The organism is Pseudomonas sp., from assembly GCF_030698175.1.
Lineage (GTDB): Bacteria > Pseudomonadota > Gammaproteobacteria > Pseudomonadales > Pseudomonadaceae > Aquipseudomonas.
Genome location: NZ_JAUYNT010000029.1, coordinates 264,024 through 276,090 on the forward strand (window position 1 = coordinate 264,024; position 12,067 = coordinate 276,090).

General features: G+C 56.7%; 10 protein-coding genes. 4 read left to right on the plus strand and 6 right to left on the minus strand.

Going from position 1 to position 12,067, the window contains the following annotated elements; translation table 11 throughout:
• Window positions 1-65 precede the first annotated feature (65 nt).
• From Q8R10_RS16530 to Q8R10_RS16555, 6 genes are all read right to left on the minus strand, one after another.
• The gene (locus tag Q8R10_RS16530; RefSeq protein WP_305654942.1) at window positions 66-1,319 is read right to left on the minus strand and encodes an ABC transporter substrate-binding protein; all 1,254 of its coding nucleotides are present in this window, start codon (window positions 1,317-1,319) and stop codon (window positions 66-68) included.
• Window positions 1,320-1,489: 170 nt separating this feature from the next.
• On the minus strand, window positions 1,490-2,941 hold the full coding sequence (locus Q8R10_RS16535) for an ATP-binding protein (RefSeq protein ID WP_305654943.1): 1,452 nt from the start codon (window positions 2,939-2,941) through the stop codon (window positions 1,490-1,492).
• Complete coding sequence (locus Q8R10_RS16540) at window positions 2,934-3,662, minus strand: response regulator (protein WP_305654944.1); 729 nt, start codon at window positions 3,660-3,662, stop codon at window positions 2,934-2,936. Before Q8R10_RS16540 ends, Q8R10_RS16535 begins: the two co-directional genes overlap by 8 nt.
• A gap of 103 nt (window positions 3,663-3,765) precedes the next feature.
• The gene (locus Q8R10_RS16545) at window positions 3,766-4,740 is read right to left on the minus strand and encodes a glucokinase (protein ID WP_305654945.1); all 975 of its coding nucleotides are present in this window, start codon (window positions 4,738-4,740) and stop codon (window positions 3,766-3,768) included.
• The gene (gene edd, locus Q8R10_RS16550; RefSeq protein ID WP_305654946.1) at window positions 4,737-6,563 is read right to left on the minus strand and encodes a phosphogluconate dehydratase; all 1,827 of its coding nucleotides are present in this window, start codon (window positions 6,561-6,563) and stop codon (window positions 4,737-4,739) included. The genes Q8R10_RS16545 and edd overlap by 4 nt, the downstream gene beginning before the upstream one ends.
• A 161-nt stretch (window positions 6,564-6,724) precedes the next feature.
• A complete protein-coding gene (locus Q8R10_RS16555) occupies window positions 6,725-8,479 on the minus strand; it encodes a carboxylesterase/lipase family protein (RefSeq protein ID WP_305654947.1) in 1,755 nt (584 codons plus the stop codon).
• Window positions 8,480-8,911: 432 nt separating this feature from the next.
• On the opposite strand from Q8R10_RS16555, the gene Q8R10_RS16560 reads away from it, so the two are divergent.
• From Q8R10_RS16560 to Q8R10_RS16575, 4 genes are all read left to right on the plus strand, one after another.
• On the plus strand, window positions 8,912-10,372 hold the full coding sequence (locus Q8R10_RS16560) for a hypothetical protein (protein ID WP_305654948.1): 1,461 nt from the start codon (window positions 8,912-8,914) through the stop codon (window positions 10,370-10,372).
• A gap of 91 nt (window positions 10,373-10,463) precedes the next feature.
• On the plus strand, window positions 10,464-11,063 hold the full coding sequence (locus tag Q8R10_RS16565) for a DJ-1/PfpI family protein (protein WP_305654949.1): 600 nt from the start codon (window positions 10,464-10,466) through the stop codon (window positions 11,061-11,063).
• Between the two features lie 105 nt (window positions 11,064-11,168).
• Window positions 11,169-11,507 carry a DUF2834 domain-containing protein gene (locus Q8R10_RS16570; protein ID WP_305654950.1) on the plus strand — a complete coding sequence of 113 codons (339 nt, stop codon included), beginning with the start codon at window positions 11,169-11,171 and terminating at the stop codon, window positions 11,505-11,507.
• A gap of 112 nt (window positions 11,508-11,619) precedes the next feature.
• Window positions 11,620-12,060, plus strand: coding sequence for a hypothetical protein (locus tag Q8R10_RS16575; protein WP_305654951.1), 441 nt, complete (start codon window positions 11,620-11,622; stop codon window positions 12,058-12,060).
• Window positions 12,061-12,067: the final 7 nt, after the last annotated feature.

Below are 12,067 nucleotides of genomic sequence, written 5' to 3' on the forward strand. Positions count from 1 at the left end.
GCCCGTTCGGGCACCTGAAATCAGCGATAGGGAAAGCCGCCGGCAAACCGGCGGCTAGGCGTGCTTTACTGGACCGCCTGGATGGCCGCGGCGAGTTGCTTAGCGGCGCGTTTCGGGTCGGCCTTGGGGTCGTTGAAGAAGTTGGTTACCACATCGAACACCGCGCCCTGCACATAGCTGGAGGCAGCCATGCCGTGGGCCAAGCTCGGTTGCAAACCACCACTGGCGGCGGCCGCTTTGAAGTCGAGCGAGGACTGCTGGGCGCAGGCATCGAAGGTGCTCATGTCCACGTCCTGACGCACCGGAATCGAGCCCTTGTTCTGGCTGAATAACTGCTGAAACTCAGGCTCCATGACGGTTCGCGCCAAGTCTTCCTGGGCCTTGCGGTTCTGCGCATCGCTCAGCTTGAACATAACCAGGGAATCGATGTTGTAAGCGAAGCTGCCCTGGGTGCCAGGGAACGGCAGACACTGGTAATCCTTACCGGCGACCTTGCCGGCGGCGGTCCATTCACTCTTGGCCCAGTCGCCCATCACCTGCATCCCGGCCTTGCCATTGATCACCAGGCCCGCCGCGGTATTCCAGTCGCGACCGGCGGCGTCGGCATCGATATAACCGTGCAGTTTTTGCAGGGCGGCGAACACCTCGACCATCTTCGGCCCGGTCAGAGTGGCCTTGTCCTGCTCAACGAAGGCTTTGCGATAGCCGTCGGCACCCAGGATGCTGAAGGCCAAGTCTTCGAATATGGTGCCGTCCTGCCAAGGCTGGCCACCGTGGGCCAGGGGGATGAAACCGGCAGCCTTGAGTTTGTCGGCGGCGACGAAGAATTCATCGAGGGTGGTCGGCGGCGTGGCGCCGGCTTTGGCAAACACCTCGGGGTTGATCCACAGCCAGTTGACCCGGTGCACATTGACCGGCACCGCCACATAGTCGCCCTCGTACTTCATGATGTTCGCCACCTGCTTGGGCAGCAGGCTGTCCCATTTCTGCTCGGCCGCAATGGCGTTAAGGTCAGCGAGCAGACCCAGGGCGCCCCACTCTTGGATATCCGGCCCCTTGATCTGCGCGGCGGCAGGCGGGTTGCCGGAAACCGCACGGGTTTTCAGCACAGTCATGGCCGCTTCACCACCACCACCGGCGACGGCGAAATCCTTCCAGACATGCCCTTTGGCCTCGACCAGTTTTTGCAGGGTATCGGCGGCGCGCTTTTCGCCACCGGAGGTCCACCAATGCAGCACTTCGACTTCACCGGCATGAGCACTCAGCGATATCAGGGAGGCAAGGGAAATTGCAGTTACCAGGCGAGAATAGACATTCATAGGTAGGTTCCTTTTTTGTTGTTATTCACGGGCAAGTCTGGTGCTTGCGTTGCAGTCGAGTTTAACCACGGGCGCCGCGGCTGCGGGTAACGAAGGGATGCGCAAAGGTCACGGGCTGGTTACATAAGTGCTAGGGGCTGTTCGATGGGTATCGCTGCGCTCAACCCATCCTACGCAAAACGCGGTAACACCAGGGTCACGCGCAGGCCGCCTTCGCGCAGGTTGCGCAAGCTCACTTCGCCGCCGTGGCTGTGAGCGATATTGCGCGCAATGCCCAGGCCCAGGCCGTAGCCCTGCTGCTGCCCGGCCAGGCGAAAATGCGGCTCGAACACCTGCTCCAGGCGCTGTTCGGGCACGCCCGGCCCCTCATCATCGACATGCAGAACGAAGGCACGCGCATCATCTTCGATATGCAGATGGGCCTTTTGCCCATATTTAAGGGCGTTATCGACCAGGTTGCCGATACAGCGTTTAAGCGCCAACGGTTTGCCTGGATAGGCAGCCTGGATCTGACCATCCAGCGTGACCCGGCCATTCCCAGCCGGTGCCAGATAGGGTTCAACTACGCAGTTGAGCAGGTAGTTAAGGTCTACTGGCTCGATATTTTCGTGAATGTCGGTGTCCTTGACGCATTGCAGCGCGCCCTTGACCAGCATCTCCAGCTCGTCGAGGTCACGGCTGAACTTGGCTTGCACGGCTTCGTCTTCGAGCAACTCGACACGCAGCCGCAACCGGGTGATCGGCGTGCGCAAATCATGGGAAATGGCGCTGAACAACTGGCTGCGCTCACGCAGGTAACGGCCGATGCGCTCGCGCATGCTGTTGAATGCACGGCTGACTTCGACCACTTCGCTGCCGCCCGCCTCGGTCAGCGGCTCGACCTCGCAACCCAGGGACATTTCCCGCGCCGCCACCGCCAAGCGCTTGAGCGGCCGACTCTGCCAGTGCACCAAAATACCGATGAACAGCAGCAAGAAACCGCTGGTGAGGATGATGAACCACAGTTGCTGGGCCGGCAGCCCTTGCTGCTCCAGAGCGGTATAGGGCTCAGGCATCAAGGAGGCGAGATACAGCCATTGGTTCGGCGCGATCTGGATCTGCGTGACCAACACCGGCGGGTTCAGCGGCTCCAGGCTCAGGGCGTAATGGGCCCAGGAACGCGGCAACTCATCGAGCTTCAGCGCGCTATTGAAGATGCGCAGGTCATCCGGGCTGACGAACTGCACCAACAGGTCCAGCTTGCTGCCCAGGTGCTCGCGCAGGGTGGCGTCCACCGCATCGAGCACCGCGCGTTTGCGCGGGGTTTGCGGCAATACCTGCATGTTCAACGGCTTGTCGTTGAGCGACACGAAAAACCGTGTGCCGCCCATATTGCGCAACTGGTCGAGAACCATTGGCCGGTAGCCAAGGGGCAGCGAGCGAAAATAGCTGACGCTGGCGGCCATCGACTGCGCCAGGCTGCGCGAGCTGGTGAGCAGGCCTTGCATCTGGCTGGCGCGCAGTTGCGACACCCAGATCACGCTCGACAAGGTCTGCGCCAGCACCACCACCAATAAGGTCAACAGCAACATGCGCGCAAGCAGCGAGCGTGGCACCGGCAACAATTTTCGCAGGTTAAACATGGCTACAGGGCGTCACCGCCGCCGCCAACTGGTAACCGCTGCCGCGCACCGTACGGATCAAGCGCGCCGGCTTGTCGGTGTCGCGCAGGCGCTGGCGCAGACGGCTGACCGCCATATCGACGATGCGCTCCAGCGGCATCAGCTCACGACCACGGGTGGCATTGCCGATGGTGTCGCGGTCGAGGATCTGCTGCGGGTGATCGAGAAACAACTTGAGCAAAGCGAAGTCGGCGCCGGAGAGCAACACCTCTTCACCGTCGCAGTGGAACAGGCGATGGCTGACCATATCCAGGCGCCAGTCGTCGAAGGCCCACACCTCGCTGCCACGCTCCTGACTGAAATGCGCGCGGCGCAGCAGGGCCTTGATTCGCGCCAGCAACTCGCGCGGACTGAAGGGCTTGCCAAGGTAATCGTCGGCACCCAACTCCAGACCGATAACCCGGTCGGCCTCATCCGAACTGGCGGTGAGCATGATGATTGGCATTTGGGCGAAACGCTGATGCTCGCGCACCCAACGACAGAGGCTGAAGCCATCTTCGTCAGGCAGCATCACATCGAGAATCACCAGGTCGGCCACCTCGGCGCTGAGGCTCTGGCGAAAGCCTGCGCCATCGCCGACGGTGCGCACCTGAAAACCGGCACGGCTCAGGTAGGTCTGCAGCAGTTCGCGAGTTTCCTGGTCATCATCGACCAGCAGTATCGATTTTCCGGGCTGGCTCACATCTGCCGTCCTTTGACGTTCTGATAGAAATCTCGAGCAAGAACCAACTTTGTAGGATGGGTTGAGCTGCGCGATACCCATCAATCCTGAGCGATGGGTATCGCTATGCTCCACCCATCCTACGGGAATGCTCTTGCTGCAAGGCCACGCCCGCACCCAGCAAACCCGGATACTCGGCCGTCACCAACCATACAGGAATCCCGCTGAAGTAATCGCTCATGCAGCCCTTGTCGCGAAAACAGCGGGCAAAGCCGCTGGCCAGAAATAACTCGGCAAACCGTGGCACCACGCCGCCAACAATGTACACCCCGCCACGCGCTCCCAGGCTCAGCACATTGTTGCCGGCAGCGCGGCCAAGCCAGCAACAGAACTGCTCCAACACCGCCACGGCCAGCGCATCGCCGGCCAGCGCCGCAGCCGTGACCTCAGCCGGCGAATGCAAGCGCGGCGCATGACCATCCAGCGCACACATGCTCCGATAGAGCAGCAGCAAGCCGTTGCCGCTGAGCACATCTTCGGCGCGCACATGCCCAAGCTGGCGATACAACTGCTGCCACAGCTCGGCTTCACGCGGGCTACCAATCGGCAGATCGACATGCCCACCCTCGCCCGGCAACGCCCGCCAGCTGCCATCGCTCAGGGCCAGCAAAGTGCCGACCCCCAAACCGGTGCCCGGGCCGATCACCACGACGGGCCGGTCCGCTTCGGCGAGCCCAGGGCAGACGGTGATACGCTCGTCATCGCGCAAGCGGGTCATGCCCAGCGCCATGGCTGAAAAATCATTGATCAGCAGCAGTTCGCGCACCTGCAAGTCGCGACAGAACGCCGCGCGACTGAGGCGCCAGTGATTGTTGGTAAAACGAAACAGATCGCCACTGACCGGGCCGGCACAGGCCAGACACACCGAATCGACTGCGCCAAGCGGCAGCCCCAGCTCGGCTAGGTAGGCGCTAATCGCCTGCTCCGGTCCCGGATAATCGGCGCTGGCCAACACCCGCACCGACTCCAGCTGGTCGTCACACCAGAGGGCGAAACGCGCATTGGTGCCGCCGATATCACCGACCAGCGCCAGCTTCACTGCAACGACTCCAGGCTACCGGTAAAGGCGCAGGCGCCCTGCTCCGCCGAACTGAAGGATTGGCGCATAAAGGCAAACAACTCGCGGCCGCAACCCACGGCATTGTCCAGCGTGCCGATTGCCGGCTCACGCGCCGCCAGCTCCTCGGCACTGAGCAGCAGCTGCAATTCACCGGTGTGACCGTCGAGGCGGATCATGTCGCCATCGCGCACCCGTGCCAGCGGACCGCCACCGTAAGCTTCGGGGCAGACATGGATAGCCGCGGGGATCTTGCCCGAGGCACCAGACATCCGCCCGTCGGTGACCAACGCCACCTTGAAGCCACGATCCTGCAGCACGCCAAGGAACGGCGTCATCTTGTGCAGCTCCGGCATGCCGTTGCTGCGCGGGCCCTGGAAACGCATCACCGCGACGAAGTCGTGTTCCAACTCGCCGGCCTCGAAGGCATCGACCAGCTCCTGCTGATCCTCAAATACTCGCGCCGGGGCCTCGACCAGCTGATGCTCGAGCGCTACGGCCGAGACCTTCATCACCCCACGGCCGAGGTTGCCCTCCATCACCCGCAGGCCACCTTCCGGGGAGAACGGCCGCGCCACTGGGCGCAGCACGTTTTCGTCATAGCTCTTGCTCGGCCCGTCGCGCCACACCAGCTTGCCCTCTTCAAGAAACGGCTCGCGGGTGTAGCGACTGAGGCCATGACCGGCCACGGTGTTGACGTCCTCGTGCAGCAGCCCGGCGTCGAGCAGTTCACGAATCAGGAAGGCCATGCCGCCGGCCGCCTGGAAGTGGTTGATATCGGATTTGCCGTTGGGATAAACGTGGGCCAGGGTCGGCACCACGGCGGAGAGGTCGGCCATGTCCTGCCAAGTCAGCTGGATGCCCGCCGCCAGGGCGATGGCCGGCATATGCAGGGTGTGGTTGGTCGAACCGCCGGTGGCACTCAGCGCGACTATCGAGTTGACCAGGCAGCGCTCGTCGACGATCTCGCCAAGCGGCATAAATTGCCCGCTTTGCTTGGTCAGCCGAGTGATCTGCTGCGCCGCTTCGCGGGTCAGCGCAGCGCGCAGCGGGGTGTTGGGGTTGATGAAGGAGGCTCCTGGCAAATGCAGGCCCATCACTTCCATCAGCAACTGGTTGGTGTTGGCGGTGCCGTAGAAGGTGCAGGTGCCGGGACTGTGGTAGGCGGCCATCTCGGCTTCCAGCAACTCGTCGCGGCTGGCCTTGCCCTCGGCATAACGCTGACGCACGTCGGCCTTCTCCTTGTTCGACAACCCGGAAGGCATCGGCCCGGCCGGTATAAACAGAGTCGGCAAGTGACCGAAACGCAGGGCGCCCATCATCAGGCCGGGGACGATTTTGTCGCAGATACCCAGGCACAGGGCGGCATCGAACATGTTGTGCGACAGCGCCACGGCAGTGGCCATGGCGATCACCTCACGGCTGGCGATACCCAGCTCCATGCCCGGCTCGCCTTGGGTCACGCCATCGCACATGGCCGGCACGCCACCGGCGAACTGGCCGACCGAGCCGATCTCACGCAAGGCCTGCTTGATCTGTTCGGGGAAAGGCTCGTAAGGCTGGTGCGCCGAGAGCATGTCGTTATACGCCGAGACAATCGCCACGTTGGCCGCATCCATCAGGCGCAGGGTTTGCTTGTCTGCGCTGCCGCAGCCCGCCACGCCGTGAGCGAAGTTGGCGCATTGCAGCTTGCCGCGTTGCGGCCCCTCGCTGGCGGCCGCGTGAATCATGGCCAGATAGCGCTCGCGCATGGCACGACTGCGCACGACAATTCGATCGGTTACCTCAAGAACGCGGGGATGCATGGGATCGACTCCAGGTGGCGAATTTACATATCGTCATACTAACCACAATACTCCTATAAATTTGAATAAATAACTATTAATTGGATTTTATTTTATTATATAAACAACATTTTGTCGGATCGGCTGTGTGGGCTCCGTCTCGTACCTTCGAACACAACTATTTAGTCGCTGACGTCGGCGTCCTCCAGCGGCACCTGTTGGCCGCTCATGGCCTCCTGCACCTTTTGCCTATCGTCGGTATCCAGCTGATTCAGCGCATCGTTGACGTCCGACCGCCAGAGGTTGCGCGCACTGCTGCTCACCGTGTTATCCAGCACCAGACGCTTCTGAAAAATCCAGAAATTCGACCAGTCAGGCCAGTCGGGCAAGCCGTCAAACTCCTTGTTCGGGTTGCCGGTGCGCATAAATTGGGCCAGGTACTTGGTGAACTTAGCGGACAGCGCCGTACGCTGACTCTGGTTGGCGCTGCTACTGATAAAACGCATCAGGTCCTGCTGCGGCGCCACGGGAAAGTTGCCGAACATAAACGGGATATCGATGCCGTGCACCGCACCAAAGGCTTCCTTCCAGGGCGCCGGAGCATCGTCCCAGTCGAAGTTGTAGCGGTAGATATTGCCCTGCAGCAGACGCAAATAGCGGCAGATATTGTCCACCGCCAGATCTATGCCCAGGCTGAGGGCGCGATGCGCCGGACGGAAGCTCGAGTAGAGCTCCGGCTTGACCACATCGGTAATGCTCAAGTTGGCCGGGTTCTGGTTGTTGACCATATCCCACATCTGCGCGTGATCCGGTTTGAAGTAGCTCTGCAGCTCGCCGGCGAAATAGCTGCCCTCATCCTTAGTGGTGCCCAGGATCATCGGCACTTGGTTGTAGCCGCCGAGTACCAGGTCGGCGTAACCGTCCCAGGGGATCACGGTGCCGTCGGTAAAGTGCCCCATCACCACCGGCGACGGCGTGTGGCGCACTATGTCGGCCGCCGGCAGGCCACGCAGAAAGGCGCGAACCCAGCTGGCGCTCTGCCCTTGGCGAAACGCGGCCGCCTGCTGCTTGTCGTTGGCGTAGCCCTTCTCGATCAGCAACTGCTCAAGCATGGCGTTGGACTGCAGCTGACCCAGTGCCGTCGGGTAGGCATTGGGCAGGCCCGACATGCAGATCATGCGGTCGACCAAGGCATCCGCCAGCGGCGACTGCAGCAGGCCCCAGGCATTGATGCAACCGGCTGACTGCCCGGCGATGGTGACGCTATTGGGATTGCCGCCAAACTGGCTGATATTGTCGCGCACCCACTCCAGGCTCTTGATCAGGTCCAGGGTGAGGAAATTGCCGGAATTATCCAAGGCATCGCCATCGTGCAGGGCACTGTTATACAGCCAGCCCAGACTGCCCACCCGGTAGTTCACCGACACCACGATGGCGTTGGCGTTACGGGCGAAATTGGCGCCGTTGTAGAGCAGCTCGGAAGCGGCGCCCTTGAGGTTGGAGCCGCCGTGAATCCAGAACAGCACCGGCAAGTTGCTTGCCGTGCTCTTTGGCCGCCAAACGTTGAGGTACAGGCAGTCCTCCGAACCTATGGGCTGACCGAAGGTGCTGGGATTCGGCGCGCCAAAGTAGCTGCCCAGTTGCGAACAGATGCTGGAGAACCCGCTGGCGTCGCGTACACCGCTCCAGCTCGCCGGGTTACGCGGCGCGCGCCAACGCAAACCAGCCACCGGCGGTGCCGCGTAGGGAATCGCGCGCCAGGATTGGGTGTTGTTGGTATCGGCGACACCCAGCACCTGCGCGCCACCCAGGGAGGTGATGGATCGAGTAAGTGACTGACTATCGGCGGCCTGAGCGCTGCCGGCCAAAGCAGTGAGTAGCGACAGGGAGCTGCCAAGCAGGCAGCCGCGCAGGAGCTGTTGCGAAATCCATTTCATAAGTATTGTCTCGATCTGGCCGCGAGTGATCAGCGGACTTAGGAAAGGATTCAGGCTGGTGAGCCTAACCGCTAATCCGTTGGACAACAGAAGTAAGCGCAAAAGCGTGGGCAGTGGAATTTCGCGTCTTTTCTAGTCAGCGACTTTACCGTTCAAACAGCAGGCGGAAAGCGGCCAGTAACAGGCGGTGGACAGCGCGATGGCAAATAGATAGCGTCAGCGCTGCTGCTTTCGACTGCTAGAAGGCAGCAGGGCTTGCCGTTATCCAGACCTCCTTTCTCCCTGATTTGTGTCGCGTTGGCTGCGACCATCTCGAAGCTAGATAAGGACTGATTAGAACGACAAGGAAAGTTATGCGACACGCTATTGCGACAGTAAGCGCGTTATCGCATGTCGCTTAATAAATAGTTAGATTTCAAACGGAGTTTTTAAGTGAGCCAGCAGGAATTACACGACTTAATTATTTATCAAGATAGATACTTTGAGATATTGACCGAGTTTTTCCTCAACGTGACAGGCTGTCTGCCACGTGACTTTTCAGCTCTGGATAGCTTCTCCGAATCTATCCAAAGAATGGCCATTACTTTAAGAGACAACCCTAGTAGAGCTGAAAAGTCTATGATGGCATTTTCAACTCTCGAAAAAAAACTTAAGATATTATATTCGGAAGAAGGTGGCAAAGCTTTTAGCGCAGCTAAGAAATTAGATGCATGTAAGTTGAATTTGGGTGGAAGCAGCCGCTTCTTACAAACACAGTTAAATGCCACACGCAAATCACTACTATATTCCGATACAGTTTTAATTCCAGATCCCGTAATGCCATGGTTAGAGAAAAAACGTGATGAAGAACAGTTTGATCATGTCATTCCTCTTCAGATGGCATTTTTCTTATTGCATTTATGTGACCTTAAAGGGGATGAATTTGACCTTCCACCATTTTTTGTATTTCCAAGCTTTGAGAAGTTGCTTGAAGAGCATGATCAGCAAACGCAAGAAAATAGTATTCAACTTATCACCGATGTATTCTCACATTATGTAGATTCAGGTATAGCGCACCCTCAAGATATTATGGAATTTGCTACAAAACACCCTGGCCAGTACTTTAAAAGAATCGAAGAAGCAAGGCTTTTTGTCTCGCCGGGCTCGGAACCTGGAGAGCACATAAAGGTAGAGTTAGAAAATTACAAGGCTGAAATGAGACAGTGGAGGTCAGAAGATTGGTGTAATGAGTTATTTACGAAAGGTGATGCTAGTGTTGTAACTAACGCGATTTTTGAACGTATTATGCCAATCTACCATTTACTGGAAAATGCTGATGAGCTCAGAAGTCATCCATTTCTGTGTATCAATGCACAGGCGCATTATTACCAACTTATCGCAAGCATGAAGAATGAATCTGCTGGAGAAGCCGTGTCATTTGATCCATCTACCTCAGCAATTTTACAGTCTCTCATGTCTAAAAGACTCGATTTTTTGGCTAACATCAAAGACTCGCAACTCGTGGCATTGAGAAAGACAGATGAGAATGTAGAATTCAGGAGAGAATTAAGAGATTTAGTTAACAGTTTACCTAATACCAAGCTTGAAGATTTAGGGTATGTTGCTGCCGAAGTATGCTCTCATATTGAAAGGGCAATATCGAAACATGAGAGGCAGATTTCATCATTTAATGATAAATATCAAGCAAAACATAAATACACGGCTTTAATTGCTGGGGGCACATTGGCAGTAACAATGCTTCCCGTTTTAGCTCCTTTCTTAGGCGGGTTACTCCCCTTGGGGGCGACTGTAGCTACAGGTAAATATGTTTCCGATAAATTCGACGAAAAAGCTGAAGTTGGACAGTTTTCTCACTCCATGATGGGCGTGATCTCGAGAGCAAAAGGGAAATGAAATATAACCAGGCGCTACTACGGAAAATTTACTCGCTAGCGCTCCTAAATTTCCGCAGAGCGCGGCGTTGGACCTCATAGGCCATATAGCAATGCACATAGCCATCCTCACCTTCGAAGGATTCAACGAACTCGACTCCTTGATCGCGCTGGGCGTGCTCAACCGTGTCAAGCAACCTGGCTGGCGAGTAACGCTCTCATGCCCCACACCGTCTGTAACTTCGATGAACGGAGTAACCGTTCGTGCACAGTCAACGTTGGCCGAAGCCTGCGCGGCGGATGCGGTCATCATCGGGAGCGGCATTCAAACTAGGGATATCGCAAACACCCCAGAGATCATGGCAAAGCTCAGGTTAGATCCTGCACGCCAGTTAATCGGCGCCCAATGTTCCGGCACGCTGCTGCTGGCGAAGCTCGGTCTCCTTGGTAGCGTTCCTGCGTGTACTGACCTAATAACGAAACCATGGGTACAGGAGGCTGGCATCGAGATTCTCGATCAGCCTTTCTACGCTCAAGGTAACGTTGCAACCGCCGGTGGCTGCTTTGCGTCGCAGTATCTTGCCGCATGGATCATCGCGCGCACTGAGGGAGAGGAAGCTGCAAAGAGCGCACTTCACTACGTCGCCCCAGTCGGCGAAAAGGAAGAATACGTTTCCCGAGCAATGAAAAATATCGCTTCTTATCTCCCGTAGTCCTACGTCATATGATGCCCAACAAACGGTTCAAATCGTTCGCTTCGCACGGCCCCTTAATCTAAACGTTAGGCACTGTAATCAAAGTAATCGATAGGTTTATAGATGAACGATAAGCATTACAAGTTAGCTCTCGTATTGGTAGCTATTGGCTTTTCATTGGTTTTCTGTGTTGTAGTAGTGCCTCCCTTAATTGAGAATCCCGATGTGCTAGGCGCATTTGCAGCAGGCTTTGTAAACCCTTATGCTGCTGGCTATTCCTCCGATGTTTTATCTTGCTGGTTAGCCTTGGCGATTTTGGTTGCTTATGAGGCCAAGGCCTTATCAGTAAAACATGGTTGGATGTGCCTAGTACTTGGTATAGTTCCGGGGGTAGCTGTAGGCTTTGCAGTGTATTTTTTGATTCGTCATCCCCAAATTACTCAGGTATCAAAAAATGCATAACAAACAGCCCCGCCGGACAAATGTTCGCAGTCACTATTCCTGCAAAGACACGCAAAAATGTCGCCATCAAAAACTTGCTCGGTGAGCCGGGCGTTATACACAAGAGAAAATCATGCGTTCAGCAAATATAATAATCACAGCTAGCTTAGGCGTGCTCGCCACCCTGCTTGCTATATATGCCGCTCCATCTGAAGGTAAAGATTTAGCACGCTGGGCGATGACGCTTGGAATGTTCATAAGCGCCGCAGTAATTTCATATCTATATTGCGTTGCATTCAGCACCAACAAATTCAATAACACCATCCCGCAAGTAGTTTCGCTTATGGGTTATTTGCTCTCATTAATTATGTGTACTATTTCAGGCGGTAGTTTTGGAGTCATATATCACGCAATGGAGGTTAATAGCTTGAATTTCAATACTGCTTTTGACTTCGTTAAAACCCCCATGCTTATAGGTTATTTTTCATCTGCGTTTTTATTGCTTATTACATTTAGCTATCTATACTTTAAAAGCAAAAAAACAATCCCACCTGAAATTTCTACCAGCGTATAACAAGCGG